Below are 18094 nucleotides of genomic sequence, written 5' to 3'. Positions count from 1 at the left end.
AACAGGCATCTCCCACCCAGCAAAATCAACCATCTTGCCACCCAACTCAACATGCAATGAGTACAACGGCGTGCGCTTAATATCGGTCATGTCTTAAGCCTTTCAATCAGCGGGACTGGTCACGAACGACCATGACGGTGCAATGCGCGTTGCGCACGACACGGGCCAGATTCGGGCCAATCTCATAATTCGGGAAATCGCCTTTGGTCGAAGCCATGACGATCAGATCGAAGCCCTCTTTGTAGGCGAGCTTCAGGATTTCGCGGTAAACGCTGCCTTCTTCGATATGGATTGCCACGTCCGAGGCATTGCCGTGGTCCAGAATCGCCTGAACCGCGTTGCGCACGTGCTCTTTGGCACCGGCGCCATAGTTGGCGGGCAGGTTCGGCAGCTGGATGATCTCGGGGATGACGGAAACCGTGTGTAGCTCGGCCCCGTAAAACTTCGCCTGTTCCAGCGCAAGCGGCAGGGCGTTTTTCCACGAGCGGTCGTCGGTATGATCAATGGGCAGCAGGATTTTCGTGGCCATCACGTCTCTCCTCGAGATATGGAATTCTGTTTCAAAGGCGGAGGGCCGAGAGGGCCCTCCGGTTTTTCAGGCCAATGCTATTCGGCAGGCGAGCCGCCGGGCTCTTCGGATTGGCCGCCCGAGGCGAAGAACTCTTTCGTCAGTTTAAAGACGACCGGGCTCAGCAACAGCAGGGCGATCAGGTTGGGCAGAGCCATCATGGCGTTCAGCGTATCTGCCAGCAGCCAGATGAAGCCCAGATCCGCGGTCGCGCCGAAGTAGATCATGACGATCCACAGCACGCGGTAGGGGATCAGAGATTTGACGCCCAGCAGGAACTCGACGCATTTCTCACCGTAGAACGACCAACCCAGAATGGTGGTGAAGGCAAAGATCGAAAGCGCGATGGCGATCAGGTAGCCGCCAATGCCCGGCAGGGTAGTTTCAAAGGCCAGCGAAGTCAGAGCCGCACCGGAAACACCCAGTTCGGGGTCCTGATTGAACAGTTCGACCGATGCGTCCAGAGCGCCCGACGAGATGATTGCCAGACCGGTGATCGAGCAGACGATGATGGTGTCGATGAAGGTACCCAGCATCGCGATCAGGCCCTGGTTGACCGGACCTTTGGTCTCGGCCGCTGCGTGCGCAATCGGAGCCGAACCCAGACCGGCTTCGTTCGAGAACACACCACGCGCCACACCGAACCGGATCGCCAGCCAAACCGCCGCACCAGCAGCGCCGCCTTTTGCTGCCCAGGGTGTGAATGCAAAGGCAAAGACATCTGCAATTGCAGCGCCGACCGAGCCGATGTTGAGCAACAGAACCAACAGACCTGCGATGATGTAGGCAACCGCCATGAACGGAACCAGCTTACCGGCAACCGCACCGATGCGGGTGATACCACCCAGTATAACGGCTGCGGTCAGGATCATCAGAATAACGCCGGTGACCGAAGTGTTCAGACCGAAGTTCGTTTCCAGAACCTGTGCCACGCCGTTGGCTTGAACACCGTTACCGATGCCAAACGCGGCGATCCCGCCAAACAGAGCGAATGCCCAGCCCAGCCAGTGCCAGTTCGAGGACAAGCCGTTCTTGATGTAGTACATCGGGCCTCCGACAAAGTTGCCCAGTTCGTCCTGCTCGCGGTATTTCACGGCACAGACAGCTTCGGCATATTTGGTGGCCATGCCCACCAGGGCGGTCATCCACATCCAGAACAGAGCTCCCGGACCGCCCAGGAAGACAGCAGTGGCCACGCCGGCGATGTTGCCGGTACCGATTGTTGCTGACAGCGAGGTCATCAGTGCGTTGAACGGGCTAATCTGCCCTTCGCCCTGACCTTCACGACCGGCAAACAGCAGCTTGAAGCCGGTGCCGACGCGCAGGATCGGCATGAATTTCAGCCCGACCTGCAGAATGAAACCGGCGCCAAGGATCAGCACCAGCATCGGTACCCCCCATACGATGCCATTGATGGCCCCTACTAAGTTTGTTAACGCTTCCATGGTTTCCCTCCCATTTGCGTCTGGATTATGCCCCGTTTGCGATAGCCCGCTGACGGGCCTGCTTGAGGGCGGCAAAGTCTTCGTCCGCGTGGAACGACGAACGGGTCAGCGGAGTTGCCGACACGTGCAGAAAGCCCTTGGAACGTGCGATTTGCTCCAGCTGGGCGAATTCCTCCGGTGACCAGAACCGGTCAATCGGGTGGTGTTTGGGGGTCGGCTGCAGGTACTGACCGACAGTCAGGAAATCGACATTGGCGGCGCGCAGATCATCCATCACTTGCCGCACGTCGCTCACGCTTTCCCCTAGCCCGACCATCAGGCCGGATTTGGTGAAGATCTCGGGATTGGCTCGCTTGGCGTCGTCCAGCAACCGCAGAGACGTATAGTAGCGCGCGCCAGGGCGGACTGTCGGATACAGATGCGGGACGGTTTCCAGATTGTGGTTGAACACGTCCGGAGCAGCGTCGAAAACGACATCGGCCGCATTGCTTTTGCCCAGAAAGTCCGGAGTCAGGACTTCGACCGTTGTGCCCGGATTCTGATGGCGCACGGCGCGGATGGTCTGGGCGATATGTTCAGCCCCGCCATCGGTCAGATCATCCCGGTCCACGGATGTGATCACCACGTGGCGCAGACCCAGTTTTTTGACCGCGGCCGCAACCCGGCCCGGCTCAAAAACGTCCAGCGCGTCCGGTCGCCCGGTCGCCACATTGCAGAAGGAACAGCCGCGTGTGCAGACCTCGCCCATGATCATCATGGTGGCGTGGCGCTTGGACCAGCATTCGCCGATATTGGGGCAGGCGGCCTCTTCGCACACCGTCGCCAGATCATGGTCGCGCATCAGGCGGCGGGTTTCGTAATATCCCGTGCTTTCGATCTTTTTGCGGCGGATCCATTTGGGCTTGCGCGGGATGACACTGTCGGCCTTTTTGGCCTTTTCGGGGTGACGGGGGCGAAGCTGGATGGTCATCTGACGGTTCCCTCTTACGCGTGGATTGCGCGGCCCATGGCGTCGAGGCAGGCTTCCTTGACCGCCTCGCCCATGGCCGGGTGTGCATGGCAGGTCGACGCAACTTCTGACACGGTTGCGCCCTTGGTCATCGCCAAAACCAACTCGGCAATCAGGTCACCGCCGTGAGCGCCGCAGATATGCGCGCCAAGGATTTTGCCGCTTGGATCAGCCAGAACCTTGACCGCACCGTCGGTTTCGCCGGTCGAACGGGCGCGCGAGTTGGCCATGAAGGCGAATTTGCCAACCGAGTATTCGGCGCCTGTTTCTTTCAATGCTTCTTCGGTCAGGCCGACCGAGGCGACCTCGGGATCGGTGTAAACAACGCCCGGAACGGTGTTGTCGTCCACGTGACCGGCTTGACCTGCCAGCATCTCGACACAGGCCATACCATCCTCTTCGGCCTTGTGCGCCAGCATCGGACCGGGGATGCAGTCACCGATCGCATAAATGCCGGGTACCGAGGTGCAGAAGGTGCCGTCCACCTGAACAAATCCGCGCGGGTCACGGGCCACCCCCAATTCTTCCAGCCCAAGCCCGCGCGTGACGGGGCGGCGTCCGACGGCGATCAGAACCTTGTCGGCTTCGATTACCTCTTCCTTGTCTTTGCCGACCCGATCCAGAGTAAGCGTCAGCCCGGTGTCGGACTTATCGACGGACTTCAGCGCGCGACCCAGCTGGAATTTGAGTCCGCGCTTGCTAAGGGCACGCTGCGCCAGTTTCGCGATTTCGCCATCAATGCCAGGCAGGACCCGGTCGAGATACTCCACAACGGTGACCTTGGCGCCCAGCCGCGCCCAGACCTGGCCAAGTTCCAGCCCGATCACTCCGGCGCCGACGACGACCAGATGCTCGGGCACCGCCTCAAGCGCAATTGCTCCGGTCGAACTGAGAATGTTCTGCTCGTCAATTTCGATGCCGTTCAGAGGGGTCGGTTCCGAGCCGGTAGCGATCAGGATGTTTCGGGAGTCGTAGATGTCATCGCCTACTTTGACCTGACCGGCGGCAGGAATGCTGGCCCAGCCTTCTATCAGGTCGACGCCGTTTTTCTTGAACAGAAACGCGATGCCCTTGGTCAGGTCGCCGACGATCTTGTCCTTACGGCCCATCATCGCGGGTACATCGATGCTGGCCCCCTCAACCGCAATGCCATGGGAGGAAAGGTGTGCAAGCTCGGCATATTTGGCCGAGGAGGTCAGCAACGCTTTTGAGGGAATGCACCCCACATTCAAACAGGTCCCGCCCAGTGCTCCGCGTCCTTCGACGCAAGCCACTTTCAGTCCCAGCTGAGCCGCGCGGATGGCGGCGACATAACCGCCTGGGCCGCCCCCGATGACAATAAGGTCGTAGGTCATTTTAGTGTCTTTCAGTAGATCGGGTGGCTTGCGCACAGGGCGCGGACTTTCTCGCGGGTTGCTTTTTCGACGACCTCATCACCGTTCGGGTCCTGCGCCAGCGCATCCAATACATCGCCGATCAGGTGGCCAATCTGCTGGAACTCTTCGGGACCAAAGCCCCGGCTGCAGCCAGCTGCTGTGCCCAGACGAATACCGCTGGTAACAGTGGGTTTCTCGGGATCGCCCGGCACGCTGTTCTTGTTGCAGGTGAAGCCTGCACGCTCCAGCGCGGCTTCGGCGTCTTTGCCTGTTACGCCGACAGGGCGCAGGTCGACCAGCATCAGGTGATTTTCCGTGCCGCCCGAAACGATGTCACAGCCGCGTGACATCATGACATTCGCCAGTGCCGAGGCACTATCGACCACCCGCTGCATGTAGTCCTTGAACTCGGGTTTCAGCGCCTCGCCAAAGGCCACCGCCTTGCCTGCGATCACGTGCATCAGCGGGCCGCCCTGCAAGCCGGGGAAAACGGCCGAGTTGATCTTTTTGGCCAGTGCATCGTCATTGGTCAGGATGATGCCGCCGCGCGGGCCACGCAGGGTCTTGTGGGTGGTCGAGGTGACCACATGCGCTTTACCGATGGGCGAGGGGTGGAGGCCGGTTGCAACCAGCCCGGCGATATGGGCCATGTCGGCCAGCAGCCAGGCGTCAACTTCGTCAGCAATGGCACGGAAACGGGCAAAGTCGATCTTCTGCGAATAGGCGGACGCACCGGCGATGATCAGCTTGGGCTTTTCGGCCTTGGCAAGCGCCTCAACCTGATCATAGTCGATCAGCCCGGAGTCGGTCAGACCGTATTGAATGGGGCGGAACCATTTGCCGGATTGCGCGGGCTTTGCGCCGTGGGTCAGGTGACCGCCGGCATCCAGCGACATGCCAAGGATCGTGTCACCAGGGCTGAGCAGCGCCAGCTTGACCGCGCCGTTTGCCTGCGCGCCCGAATGCGGCTGCACGTTTGCGTATTCACAGCCGAATAGTTGCTTCAGCCGTTCGATCGCTTCGACTTCGACCTCATCTACATACTCGCATCCGCCATAGTAGCGGCGGCCAGGATATCCTTCGGCGTATTTGTTGGTCAGCACCGAACCCTGCGCCTCGATTACGGCCTGAGAGACGATGTTTTCGGATGCGATCAGCTCGATCTGTTCGGCCTGACGCGTGCCTTCGCGCGTAATCGATGCAGCGATCTTCGGGTCGGCCTCGGCCAGCGACGTCTTGAACATAGTCTCCTCCTCTCAATCGAATCCCCGGTTCGAGATTTTGTTTCCTATAGTGGAATTTATTCCCGTAAATCAACATAAATCTCATATTCGTGAAGTTGCGTGCGAATAGGGGAACGGGTAACCTGCAGCGGAATAGGGAGATTTTCATGGGCGAAGACCAAAGGAACGAAACCTCAGCACCAGAGGAACTGGACGAAGGCGCAGCTTTGGGACGTTCGATCCGGGATGCACGGCGGGAAAAAGGCTGGACGCTGGAAGAGGCCGGACGCGCTGCGGGAATCGGTCGTTCCACCTTGTCGAAGATCGAAAACAACCAGACAAAACCCAGCTTCGAGATCGTGCGACGCCTGACACAGGCACTGGATCTGAATCCGCCTCAGTTGTTTCTTCAGTCGGGCCAGACGGGCATTACCGGTCGACGGGATTATACGCCAAAAGGGCAGGGCGAGTTTCGAGAAACTGCAACCTATCTGCACGAGTTGCTGTGCTCGGACCTGACCAGCAAGCGGATGCTGCCCTATGTCGCGACGATCCGGGCGCGGGATATTTCCGAATTCGACCCGTGGATCCGACACTCGGGCGAAGAGTTCATGTATGTACTGAGCGGCGAGTTGATCTTTATCTCGGAACACTACCGCCCTTTGCCAATGAAGGCGGGGGATTCACTCTACTACGACAGCAGCATGGGGCATGGGTGTGTATCCACCAGCAAAGAAGATGCTCAGGTTCTTTGGGTGTCGTTGGAGTGATCTGGGCAGGGCCGTGCAGGCCGGGGCATGCACGGCCCCGGATTTTCAGATCACAACATCCGTCCGGATGAGCTTGCAAAGGGCCCGGTTACGCCTCCCAGGTCGCGATGGGGTCACCCAAAAGGTCACGATTGACGGCGACGCCCAGACCGGGTGCATCGGGCGGCAATACACCGCCATCTTTGATCGGCGCGTCAAAGGAGCCGGTTTGAACGGTCACCATGTCCCGCGGGTCGAGTACGCAGCGTAGCAGCCGCTCGGGCACCGTGGCACCCATGTGAAAGATCGAAGCGGCAGAAAGAGTGGAACCGACCGTGTCCTGAACGCTGATCGTCAGACCGGCGGCCCGGCAGATGTCGCGATGGCGGCGCGCATGGGTCAGGCCACCTGCCTTTGATATCTTCAGCCCGATCCCATCTGCCACGTCCAGCGCCACCAGTTTGGAGATGTCACCATCTTCCTGAGCCAGTTCATCAAGGATGATTGGCACATCACATCGCTGGCGCAATGAAAGGGTCTCGCGCCAGGTGGCGCAGGGGGCCTCGAGCACGAAATCCAACCCGACCGGCAAGGCGCGAAGCATCCGCAAGGCGGTCTCGGGGATTAGCCCGCCATTGGCATCGACGATAAAATACTCGCCCGGTTGACGATCAGCCAGTGAGGCTGCGATTCGCTCGGCGTCCAGTTGCGGTCCGCCTTCGCTGTCCAGTGCGCCGACCTTCACGGAATGGCCCATATATCCCATCTTGCGGTGTTCGGCGACGCGCGCGCGCATGTCTTCCGGGGTTCCCGCATAGATCGAGCTGATCGCCGGAAGCCGGTTTCCCGTGCCACCGCCCAACAGTTTGTAGACCGGCAGACCCACGGATTTTCCGAACATGTCCCAACAGGCCAGATCGATGGCGTTCTTGGCGTGGTTATGCCCCAAAAGCGCCTCCTCCATCGCGTCGTTGATCCGATCCACATCGCGGGGATCACGGCCGATCAGATGGGGTGCGATCTCTTCGATCCCGGCGCGTGCGCCACGGGCGTGGGCGGCGATGTAATTAGGGCCGAACGGTGTGCTTTCGCCCCAGCCCTCGGTGCCGTCATTTGCGGTCAGGCAGACCATGACACTGTCGAACCCGGTATAGATCCGACCGCCCGACAGCTCGTAGCTGCCACCGGAATAGGGTAGGTGCAGCCCAAAAAGATCAATTTTTCTTATCGTCATCGATCACTCCTGCGGCGGGATCAGCACAAGCTGGCCGGTGTGTTTCTTGGCCAGAAAGTCTTCCTGCGCGGTAGCGATGTCGGACAGCGGATAGGTCTTGGCCACGACAGGGCGGATTTCACCCTCCTCGATGTATTTCACCAGGTTTTCGAACACGATATCTTCCTGAAAAGTGCAGCCATACAGCGTCAGGTCTTTCAGGTAGAGCGTGCGCACGTCGATCTCGCAGATCGGCCCGGCGATGGCCCCCGCAGTGACATAGCGACCACCCCGGCGCAGCACATCCAGCAGGCTGGGCCATTGCGGACCGGCTACCAGATCGACCACCACGTCGATCGACCCTGCGCCCAGTTCGGCCACCAGATCGGCATCACGATCCAGAATACGGTCAGCACCCAGCGCCCGGACGGCCTCGATCTTAGAAGGGGAACACAGCGCGATCACTGTAGCACCGCGCCGCTTCGCCAGTTGCACAGCAGCCGAACCCACGCCGCCCGAGGCGCCAGTTACCAATACCGTCTCGGCCCCGACACTGGCGCGATGCAACATGCCTTCGGCGGTAGAATAGGCGCAGGGGATCGCCGCCAGTTCAGCATCGGGCCACTCGCACTCGACGGCGTGGGTCTCTTGCGCGGGGGCTTTGCAGTATTGAGCGAACCCGCCGTCGCATTCGCTGCCGATGGTCCAGCATTCATAGGGGCGGTAGTCCACATAGGTCCGCAGCATGTTGCGCACGATCACCCGTTCGCCGAAGCGGGCGGGGTCCACGTCCTCCCCAACGGCAACGATATGGCCGCAAACATCCGCGCCCTGAATGCGCGGAAAGGTCATCGGCACGCCCGACCAGCTTGCATCATCGTCATCGACCGTGTCGAATCCTTCGGCCCCACCGGTTTCGGTGTCAGCCGTCACGGCCTTGGAATACCACCCGATGCGCGTATTGATATCGGTGTTGTTCACACCCGCTGCCGTGACGCGGATCAGCACCTCGCCTGGTTCCGGTTGCGGTGTGGGCACGTCGGCGCGATAGTCCAGTTTCTCGATGCCACCATGGCCTGTAAGCAGGACAGCTTTCATTGTTTCAGGGATCATCTCAGCCTCCGAAAGACGCAACGGGTGCGCCGAAAAGCGTTTCATTCGGGTTGACACCCAGACCCGGCCCGGTTGGACGTTCGATGTGACCACCCACAATCTGGATGCCGTTTTCGGCGTCGTAATTGCCTTCTATATAGGGCGCTGCCAGCCAGACCCCTTCGCACAGCTCAGGCTTGACGGTTGCGCCGATCTGGGTGCAGGCGGCCGCGATGATATCGCCACCCCAGCTGTCGTCGCATGTATGCGGCAGGTTGCGCGCTTCGCAGATGTCGCGGAAGGCGCGCATGTGAGTCAGACCGCCTATACGCGTGACCTTCATGCCAAATCCATCCACTAGACCGGTGCCGGCGGCCGAAATGACCGTGTTCAGATCAACACTGTTTTCATCCATATAGATACCGTGGCTGACCTGCGGGCGGATCTTCTCCAGATCCTGCACGGTGTTGCAGGGCTGCTCCATGATGAACGGCACATGTGGCAATTCCCGGCTGACGCGCAGGGCGTCGCGGGTTGTCCAGCCGCGATTGCCATCCACCGCCAGACGCATACCAGAGCCTTTGACGACCTCCCAGACCTTGGTGATCACCTCTATATCAATCTCGACCGGGCGACCGCCGACCTTGACCTGCAGACGCGGATAGCCTTCGTCCAGCTTCTCTTTGGCCAGTCTTGCAATGTCGTCCGGCGCGCCGACGCCGGTGGCGTAGTACGACGGCACACGGTCAGTCACTGCACCCCCCAACAAGTCGGCGACATTGATGCCCAGCGACTTGCCGAAAAGGTCATAGGCAGCGATATCCAGCGCGGCCTTGGCATAGTTGTGACCGGTTAGCAGAGTGTCCATCTTGCGGCGCAACGTTCCCGGTGTTGCCTCGGCGCTGATCAGCCCTTCCGCCATCACCTTCAGTGCAGCACGCGCGCCGTCCGCATGGGCCTCGGCATAGGTCGGGCCGACCGGACAGGTCTCGCCCCAGCCGACATGACCAGTGTCCGACACCAGTTTGACAAGGGTGGTGTCCAGTGCCCAGACCGCGCCGCTGGCCATCGTATAGGGGCCATTCTTGACCGGCAGGTCATGGGAGTAGATGTGGATTTCCTTCAGTTTCATGTCGGGGCTTTCTGTTGGTTTGAAGGGGTTATTCAATGCCCGCCGCAGCCAGGATCAGAGCTGCGGTCTGGAGTGTCTGGCGGCTGGCGCGTTCTGGCCCGATCATGCGGGCGGCTTCGGTCAGGCCTTCGTGCAGTACGAACAACTGATCGGCCAATGCGTCCGCATCACAGTGCGGGGCAACATCAAGAAGCCGTCGGTGGAACATTGCTCTTATACTGGATTTATGTGCCTCGACCGCGGCGCGTATCGGGGCGCTGTCAGGGTAGGCGGACAGGGCATTGCGAAACAGACAACCGCAGTTCGAGATCCCGAGCAACCAGTCGGACAACCGCTGAAGAATGTGGACAACATGGGCTGCGCCGTCCTCGGGGCCTTTGCCGATCCAGTCCGCATAGGCGCGGTCTCGGTGTTGCAACGCGCCCACCACCATGGCCTCGCGGCTGGGGAAATACTTGTAGAGGGTTCTCAGCGAAACATCTGCGCCCGCGCGCAAAGCCTCGACGCCGGGGCCGGCAAACCCCATTTCCTCGAACTGGCCATGCAGGCTGGCGGCAATCTGGTGTTTCATGTCGATCATGAGGAAATGGTAGAGTGATCGCTCTACCTTGGGCTCGAATAAAACCGACATAAATCCAAGTAGCGGCGACATAACACCCAACCGACGAACAAAATGATCGTTAGGCATAATCAGGCTCTGCTATCCGGCGACAGGGCCGGAGAGCAATACAGTGGGTTTCTATAAGTAATTAATAATGCGCAAAAAAATCAGGTGGTCGCCGCCAGCCACCGATACACGAGTTTTGCGCGATCAGATGCCGTATTGTGAAGCGCAACGTAAAAATCCAGTGGCGAGGAAAGTGTCTGCGGTAGCAGGCTGACCAGTTTCCCGGATGTCACAAGCTCCGAGGTCAGTCCCTCCCACCCCAGTACGGCCCCCATGTCGTCCTGTGCGGCCTGAAGCGCAATGGTATAGTTGTTGACGCGATGCCCTGAATTCAAAGGCCCGTCGTATCCCAGTTGGTTGGTCCATTCGCGCCAATCCGTCCACCCCGTTCCCGGCGCATCAAGGTGAATCAAGGGGATGCGCGCAAAGTCCCGGATGTCGGTGATGTTGTTTTGTTCCAGAAACCGCGGGCTACCGAGTGCCATGATGCGGTCACGAAACAGAACGTGGTTGTTGCCTCTCTCCTCAGAGGCATCCCCATAACAAATGCTGAGATCGCATTTCGATGTGTCAAACCCCAGATCCGTGACCACTTGCGTTACCGATATATGCCCGTGACTTTTCCAGAATTGTGCAAGCCGGGGGGTCAGCCAAAGCGAACTTACCGCGGTGCTGGACCGAATCGTTACACCGGATCGGTGATATTGCGACCGCAACTGCTGTAAGGCTTCGCTGATGCCCTCGAGCCCTCGCTGCAGGGCGACCAGCAGAAAAGCCCCGCTTTCAGTCAGCTCAACCCCGCGATGGTGGCGGCGGAACAACGAGCAGTTAAGTTCCTGTTCCAATGATTTGACCTGATGGCTGATGGCTGCCGGGGTCACGTTCAACTCGGTCGCTGCGTTTTTGAAGCTCACATGGCGCGCGGCGGCCTCGAAGCTAATCAATGAGCTTACAGGGGGAAGTTCATAGGGACTTCTGGGCAAGTTGGTTTGACCTTTTGATCGTAGATTATCGGATTTTCAGCACAAAATGCAAAGCTTGAGTTACTTCAGCTAAATCAAAGTGAATTTTTTTGCAATTGTCCGCAAGGCGACAGCCCGCGAAATTGGTAATCAGCATTCGGGGATGAGTCTGTTTCAGACGGCAGGGGGAGCGTTCATGGTGACGTAATTGCCTGTATACCCGGACGAACCCGGCATCAGCGGTTTACCAAAATGCCCGGGTTTTTGGCCGGTTTCGGCGCAAGTTAGGGAGTCGATTGAATGAAATCGCATGCAAAAGTTGTGGTTGTCGGTGGCGGATGCGTTGGGGCATCGATCCTCTATGGCCTGACCGAACATGGGTGTTCGGACGCAGTCATGCTGGAGCGTACGACGCTGACGTCGGGGTCCACCTGGCATGCAGCGGGGCTGTTGGTGACCTTTGTGCGGTCGCACAACGTATCCAAGATGACGATGGAAACCATTCGCATCTATTCCGAAGTCGAAGAAAAGATGGGCGCCTCGGTGGGTTTGCGCAAAGTGGGCCAGCTGCGTGTCGCCAATACCGAGAAACGCTGGGACGAATTCCAGTCCTACATTTCGATTGCTGAAGCCGCAGGTGTGCCTTGCAAGCTGGTGACGCCGGAAGAAATCGCGGAAATCCATCCCTTGCTGAACCAGAGCCCCGAAATCCGCGGCGGCATCCTGCACACCGAAGACGGCTATGTGAACCCGGCCGATATCACCATGGCGCTGGCCAAGCTGGCGCGGGATGCGGGCGCGAAAGTCTATCAGAACACCGAAGCGCAATCCTACGAAAAGCTGGGCAATGGCCATTGGAAGGTGATCACCAACCAAGGCGAGATCACCTGCGAGCATCTGGTTTTCGCCACTGGTAACTATGCTCGCGAGAACGCGCGTCGCGTGGGGCTGGATTTGCCTTGTATCCCGATTGTTCACCAATACTGGACCACGGAAACCGTGCCGCTGCTGAAAGAGCGCCGCGCGAAAGGGCTGACAGAATTCCCGATCCTGCGCGACGAAGATTACGGTGCCTATCTGCGCGAGGACGTGGGTGGCATCCAGTTCGGCCCCTATGAGTTCACCAAAGACCTCAAGCTGTTTGCCGAAGACCGCGTGCCGCCCGAATTCGGTGCTGACCTGCTGCCCGAAGATTTTGATGCCGTGGAAACTCAGTGGGAGCGCGCTATCGAACGGGTCCCGACGCTGGGTGAGGTCGGCATCAAGGCCAATACCCGCGGTCCATTCCAGATGACCCCGGACGAGTTGCCGCTGGCCGGTCCCGCACCGGGGCATGACAATCTGTGGCTGGCCGAGGGTATGCCGGGCGGCATCTTGTGGGGTGGCACCGTGGGCAATCGACTGGCCAAGTGGATCGTCGACGGCGATCCAGGCATGGACATGTCGGAACTCGACCCGCGCCGGTTCTCGGACTACGCGTCCAAGCGCTGGACAATGGACAAGGTGCGCGAGACCTGGGGCACCCACATGAACGCGCATGTTCCGGGCGAGGACTTCCCCGATGCGCGTCCGATGAAAACCATGGGCTCTTACGACCTGCTGACGGCCCACGGAGCGGTCTGGACCAGTTTCAACGGCTACGAATTCCCCCGCTGGTTCGCCAAATCCCCGGACGAAGCGACCCCCGAACACTCCTTCCGCCGCACCAACCACATGGAGCTGGTGCAGGAAGAGGTCCGCCGTACGCGGGAAGAGGCCGGCTTCATCGAAATGTCGCCGATGACCAAGTTCACAGTGCGCGGGCCGGGCGCTGCCAAATGGCTGGACGGCCTGATGGCAAACAAGCTGCCCAAAGTGGGCCGCATGACCCTGTCGCTGATGCTGAACGGCAAGGGCGGCATGGATGCGGAATACACCATCGTGCGCTATGCCGAGGACGATTTCTACCTGATCTCAACCCCGAACTGGCGCGCTTATAACTGGGATCAGCTACAGCGCCTGCTGCCTAAGGACGGTTCGGTTTTGCTCGAGGATATCTCGGAACAGCTGGGCGTGATCGCTTTGGCCGGGCCCAAGTCGCGGGATATCCTGCAACCGCTGACAGATAACGACCTGTCGAACGAAACTTTCCCGTGGCTCTCAGCCCAGTTGGGTGAGGTGGGCTATGCCAAAGGCGTTCATCTGCTGCGCGTGTCCTATACTGGTGAGCTGGGATGGGAACTGCACCACCCGGTCGGCTATAACCGCCACCTTGTTGATCTGCTGTTGAAAGCTGGAGTGAAACCCTTTGGCCTTGAAGCCTTGGAATCCATGCGTCTCGAGAAGTCCTATCGCGCCATCAACCGCGAGATTTGCAAGGATCTGACCCCGTTCGAGGCCGATCTGGGCCGCTTCGTGGCGATGACCGAGAAGATTGGCGGGCAGGTGGCCGAGCGTGATTTTATCGGCAAAGCCGCGCTGCAAAAGCAGCAGGATGAGGGCGGATACAACACTCTGGCCACGCTTAAACTGCCGTTCTGCGATACCTCGGTGATGTTTGACGAAGGCGTCTATGCCAACGGCAAGCTGATCGGTCGGGTGACCTCGGGTGGGTTCTCGTATTACTGCAACCACGACATCGCGATGGCGCTGGTGCCGCAGGATATGACTGCACCGGGCACCAAAATGCAGGTGCTGGTGCACAATGAAATGCGCGATGCCGAAGTGATCGATGTCTGCGCCGTTGATCCAACCAGCGCCCGCGCGCGCGCCTGATCCGGAGGGGTTACAATGACACAAGCAAGAGCACGCGCGGGCCGGAGCGGTCGCGCGGCGCGGGTGCAAGCCCGCACCAACCCGCCACCGGTTTACCTACCGACACTGAACCGCAGAGTCGGGCCTATTGATCTGCTTGGTCCCGAGGGGGTCGAAAAGATCCACAACGCCGCCATGACGATCTTAGAGACCACCGGTATCGAATTCCGTGACCCGGTGGCCTTGGCCGACTGGAAGAAACACGGCGCAGATGTTCAGGGTGAACGGGTTCGCATCGGCCGGGACATGCTGATGGACCTGATCTCGGCTGTTCCGTCGGAATGGGGCTATGCGGCGCGCAACCCGGACCGTTCTTTACGAGTCGGCAACCGGAACTCGGTGTTTGCGAACGCCTACGGGGCTCCCTTTGTCTATGGCATGGATGGAGTGCGTCGCCCGTCGGTGCTGGAAGATGCGCACAACTTCTTCAAGTTGAGCCAGATGAGCCAGTCGATGATGGTTCCGGGCATTCTGCCGGTCGAACCGCAAGACGTGCCCGTGCCGCAGCGCCACCTTGAGCTTGTTCACGCGGCGCTGACGCTGACCGACAAACCGATCAAGGGGTCGGTTCTGTCGGAACAAGCCGCGCGCGACTCGGTTGAGATGACGCGCATCGTGTTCGGCGAAGAGTTTGTGGACAACAACGTGGTGATGGCTGCGCTGCTGAACTGCAACACGCCGCTAGTGTGGGATGAAACCATGCTGCAAAGCCTGCGCGTTTACGCCGGCGCCAACCAGCCCTGCCTGCTGTCGCCATTCGTTCTGGCCGGTGCCTCGACCCCGGCCAGCCCGCAGGGCGGCGTGGCGCTGCTGATCGCGGAATCGCTGGCGGGCATGGCCTATAGCCAGATCATCCGGCGTGGCGCGCCGATGGTGCTGGGCGTGGCGATCATGGGCGTGTCGATGAAGACCGGTGCGCCAATGATGGGTTCACCCGAACCGGGCCTGATGAACCTGCTGGTAGGCCAGATGGCGCGTTTTTATGACGTTCCGTGGCGGACCTGCACGATGTGGACCGGGTCGAAATCCCCGGACATGCAGGCGGCTTTTGATACAGCCAACACCATGTGGCCGGTGCTGTTAGGCGGGGCCAATTATATCGTGCATTCGGCAGGTTTCCTGGAAGGTGCGCTTGGGGTCAGCTACTCGAAATGGGTACAGGACACCCGGCAGCTTGAAAACTTTCACAGGTTCTTCAGCGGTATTGTGGATGAAAACCTGGACGCGCTTTTGGATGACATCGCCGTGATCGGCCCCGGTGGTCACTTCTTGGGGACGGACCATACCCGGGAAAATCCGCTTCACATGAACCCGCTGCAGAACAATGACAGTTTTGAACAGTGGGAAGCGGAAGGGTCGAAGACCGCCGAAACCGTCGGCAACGAAGAGGCGCAGCGTATTCTGGACAATTACGTCAAGCCGCCGATGCCGGATGATCAGCGCGGGGCACTTGACGAATTTGTTGCCAAGAAGAAGCTGGAATACCAGAACTCGTAACTGAAAACACGGGCGCGCAAGCGCCCGCCAGCCAGACACAAGGACAGGATGAGGCTTATGACTGACGCCCCGACAAAAACGCTCTCACTCGAAGAGGTGAAAGCATTGGCCAAATCTGTCCTTGTGTCCGCGGGCCTTGACGCACATAGCAGTGAAGTCATAGCAGAACTTGTGCGGATGTCCGAACGCGATGGACCTCGTAGTCATGGGTTGCGCTTGTTGCCGGTATACGCGCAATATCTGTCATCAGGTTACGCCAACCCAAAGGCCGCGCCATCAATTCGGCGAATAGCGCCCGGTGTGTTGCGTGGCGATGGCGACAACGGGTTCTATCAGGTAGCCGCATTGGCGGCACGGGCAGAGCTGATTGAGATGGCGCGCGAGAACGGGATTGCGGCCTTTTCCTGCGCCAATTGCCACCATCTGGGTGCGCTGCGATTTGACACCGGGCCGCTGGCCGAGGCGGGGCTTGTGGCGTTGGGGGTCGTGAACTCTTTGTCCATGGTTGTGCCGCAGGGTGGGGTGCGTCCGGTCTTTGGCACCAACCCGATGTCCTTTGCATGTCCGCGTCCGGGGGGCGAGCCGATTGTCTGGGATCAGGCATCCTCGATGGTGGCGCTGATGGATATCAAGATGGCCGCGGCCGAGGGCCATGACCTGCCGCGCGCCGGAGGGCTGGATGCCGATGGCCAGCCCAGCACCGATCCGAACGCAATTCTGGAAACCCGCAGCCTGCTTCCCTTTGGCGAACACAAGGGTGCCGCCATTGCCTTCCTGATTGAGGTGCTGGGCGCGGCGCTGGCCGGCGGCACCCTGTCGGTCGACAATCAGGAGCGCGAGTCCTTTGAGGCCCTCAACATCAAAGGCGGGGCAACCCTGATCGCGATTGACCCGAGCCGGTTCGGCAACCCGTCGTTCGACGACTACGTCACCCGCATCTGTGCCGAGATCGAGGGCAACGGAACCGCGCGCGTACCCGGAGACGGGCGGCTGAGAAACCGCGCGGCGACCGAAGCGAACGGAGTCTCCGTCGATGCAGACCTGCTGGCGCAGTTGCAGGCACTGTAAGAAAGGTCGGAAGGCATGTCCAAGATGGTGGTGATCGGCGGCGGCGTCGTTGGTATCTCCTGCGCGCTGGCTTTGCAGGCTGAGGGGAACAATGTCACCGTCATCGAGCCAGGCCCGGTAGGAGAGGGCGCCAGCTGGGCCTCGTGCGGCTGCATCGCCGTGGGTGAGATTGTGCCGCTGTCTCAGCCCGGGATGCTGTTGAAAGTTCCCGGGTTGTTGATGCATCCCAAGGCGCCTTTGACATTGCGCCCAAGTTCCGCCCTGCGATTGACACCGTGGTTTAGCCGGTTCGTAGCCAACGCGCGCCCTTCGAAAATGCGTGCAATTGCGGCGGATTTGGCGCGGCTCACCTTTTCGGCAACTGCGGATTTCAAGGCCCAACTGGCCGATATCGGGCGCCCGGAGCTGTTGGTGGAACGCCCTGTCATCAAGCTGTTTGACGGGGATGACGATCGCACCAGCATGGCCGCAGCCTTTGATCTGGCACGCGACCTGGGATGTTCGATCGAAGAGGTCAGCGGTAGGGAAGCGCATGACATCGACCCGGCCATTGCTCCGGATTTCAAATATGCCGCCCTGCTGCGGGATTGGAGTTTCGTGACCGAACCCAAGCGACTTGTTGAAGCGCTGCACGAAGCCTTCCTAAGTCGTGGGGGAACGGTCATTTCTGGCAGTGCAGTCGGCTTTGACCGAAACGACCGCAAGGTAAAGGCAGTGAGGCTGCGCGATGGTCGCGCCATTGCCGCTGAAGAGTTTGTCTTGGCTGCCGGCACGCGATCCCGGGATCTGGCGGCAGAATTGGGTGTCCCACTGCAGGTGGAAGGCGTAATCGGTTATTCCACAATCTTGAAGGGCAGCGGAGTCAACCTGTCCCATACTGTGTTCTACGCAAAAGGCGGGTTCGGCATCACGCCCTACGACGACGCGCTTGCCGTCGCGGGGACAATAGAGTTCGCGGGTGCCAACGCACGTCCAAACTGGACTCGTGCGGATATATTGGTGGAAAAGGCACGCCGGGTTCTGCCGGGGCTACATACAGGCAGCGCGGAACGCCGGTTTGGACGGCGGCCGCTGACGCCCGACACCCGGCCGATCATTGGCAGAAGCGGAATGCTGGCAAATGTCACCTTTGCGACAGGTCACGGGCAATTGGGCTTGACACTGGGTGCGACAACCGCGCGGCTGGTGGCGGATGAAATCGCCGGTCGACAATCCCAGACCGACATACAGGCATTCAGCCCGGATCGTTTCTCGGGGTAAGTCACTGGTTCGCAGGTGGTTCACTTTTCTGCTTTTGATT

General features: G+C 59.8%; 15 protein-coding genes. 5 read left to right on the top strand and 10 right to left on the bottom strand.

Translation table 11 applies throughout. From position 1 onward, the window contains the following. Positions 1-106: 106 nt before the first annotated feature. The 5 genes from ACR0IM_RS08140 to glyA form a co-directional block, all read right to left on the bottom strand. On the bottom strand, positions 107-529 hold the full coding sequence (locus ACR0IM_RS08140) for a universal stress protein (protein ID WP_480596707.1): 423 nt from the start codon (positions 527-529) through the stop codon (positions 107-109). Between the two features lie 77 nt (positions 530-606). Beyond that, complete coding sequence (locus ACR0IM_RS08135) at positions 607-2013, bottom strand: alanine/glycine:cation symporter family protein (protein ID WP_480681424.1); 1407 nt, start codon at positions 2011-2013, stop codon at positions 607-609. 25 nt (positions 2014-2038) lie between these two features. Further along, on the bottom strand, positions 2039-2983 hold the full coding sequence (gene lipA, locus ACR0IM_RS08130; protein WP_480681423.1) for a lipoyl synthase: 945 nt from the start codon (positions 2981-2983) through the stop codon (positions 2039-2041). 14 nt (positions 2984-2997) lie between these two features. Further along, the gene (gene lpdA / locus ACR0IM_RS08125; RefSeq protein ID WP_480681422.1) at positions 2998-4377 is read right to left on the bottom strand and encodes a dihydrolipoyl dehydrogenase; all 1380 of its coding nucleotides are present in this window, start codon (positions 4375-4377) and stop codon (positions 2998-3000) included. 11 nt (positions 4378-4388) lie between these two features. After that, the gene (gene glyA, locus ACR0IM_RS08120; RefSeq protein ID WP_480641139.1) at positions 4389-5642 is read right to left on the bottom strand and encodes a serine hydroxymethyltransferase; all 1254 of its coding nucleotides are present in this window, start codon (positions 5640-5642) and stop codon (positions 4389-4391) included. Between the two features lie 146 nt (positions 5643-5788). On the opposite strand from glyA, the gene ACR0IM_RS08115 reads away from it, so the two are divergent. Further along, positions 5789-6391 carry a helix-turn-helix domain-containing protein gene (locus ACR0IM_RS08115; RefSeq protein ID WP_480596717.1) on the top strand — a complete coding sequence of 201 codons (603 nt, stop codon included), beginning with the start codon at positions 5789-5791 and terminating at the stop codon, positions 6389-6391. An 88-nt stretch (positions 6392-6479) separates the two neighbouring features. On the opposite strand, the gene ACR0IM_RS08110 is transcribed toward ACR0IM_RS08115, so the two are convergent. The 5 genes from ACR0IM_RS08110 to ACR0IM_RS08090 all read right to left on the bottom strand — a co-directional run bounded on the left by ACR0IM_RS08110 (position 6480) and on the right by ACR0IM_RS08090 (position 11418). Next, entirely contained in the window at positions 6480-7604 is a 1125-nt protein-coding gene (locus ACR0IM_RS08110; RefSeq protein WP_480681421.1) for a mandelate racemase/muconate lactonizing enzyme family protein, read from the bottom strand. Between the two features lie 3 nt (positions 7605-7607). Continuing rightward, positions 7608-8696 carry an alcohol dehydrogenase family protein gene (locus ACR0IM_RS08105; protein ID WP_480681420.1) on the bottom strand — a complete coding sequence of 363 codons (1089 nt, stop codon included), beginning with the start codon at positions 8694-8696 and terminating at the stop codon, positions 7608-7610. 1 nt (position 8697) lies between these two features. Then, positions 8698-9807 (bottom strand): mandelate racemase/muconate lactonizing enzyme family protein, encoded by a 1110-nt coding sequence (locus ACR0IM_RS08100; RefSeq protein WP_480681419.1) that lies wholly within the window; start codon positions 9805-9807, stop codon positions 8698-8700. Positions 9808-9835: 28 nt separating this feature from the next. Beyond that, positions 9836-10459 (bottom strand): TetR/AcrR family transcriptional regulator, encoded by a 624-nt coding sequence (locus tag ACR0IM_RS08095; RefSeq protein ID WP_480681417.1) that lies wholly within the window; start codon positions 10457-10459, stop codon positions 9836-9838. 116 nt (positions 10460-10575) lie between these two features. Next, a complete protein-coding gene (locus ACR0IM_RS08090; protein ID WP_480681416.1) occupies positions 10576-11418 on the bottom strand; it encodes a LysR family transcriptional regulator in 843 nt (280 codons plus the stop codon). 318 nt (positions 11419-11736) lie between these two features. Between ACR0IM_RS08090 and ACR0IM_RS08085 the strand changes: the two genes are divergently transcribed. The 4 genes from ACR0IM_RS08085 to ACR0IM_RS08070 are packed head-to-tail and all read left to right on the top strand — an operon-like array spanning position 11737 to position 18054. Continuing rightward, on the top strand, positions 11737-14190 hold the full coding sequence (locus ACR0IM_RS08085; RefSeq protein WP_480681415.1) for a GcvT family protein: 2454 nt from the start codon (positions 11737-11739) through the stop codon (positions 14188-14190). Between the two features lie 15 nt (positions 14191-14205). After that, entirely contained in the window at positions 14206-15726 is a 1521-nt protein-coding gene (locus ACR0IM_RS08080; protein WP_480681413.1) for a trimethylamine methyltransferase family protein, read from the top strand. 57 nt (positions 15727-15783) lie between these two features. Then, entirely contained in the window at positions 15784-16794 is a 1011-nt protein-coding gene (locus ACR0IM_RS08075; protein ID WP_480681412.1) for an Ldh family oxidoreductase, read from the top strand. Between the two features lie 15 nt (positions 16795-16809). Next, a complete protein-coding gene (locus ACR0IM_RS08070; protein ID WP_480681411.1) occupies positions 16810-18054 on the top strand; it encodes an NAD(P)/FAD-dependent oxidoreductase in 1245 nt (414 codons plus the stop codon). Positions 18055-18094: the final 40 nt, after the last annotated feature.

It is taken from the genome of Ruegeria sp. BF6 (assembly GCF_056538665.1).
This window is presented reverse-complemented; position numbering and strand designations above follow the sequence as displayed.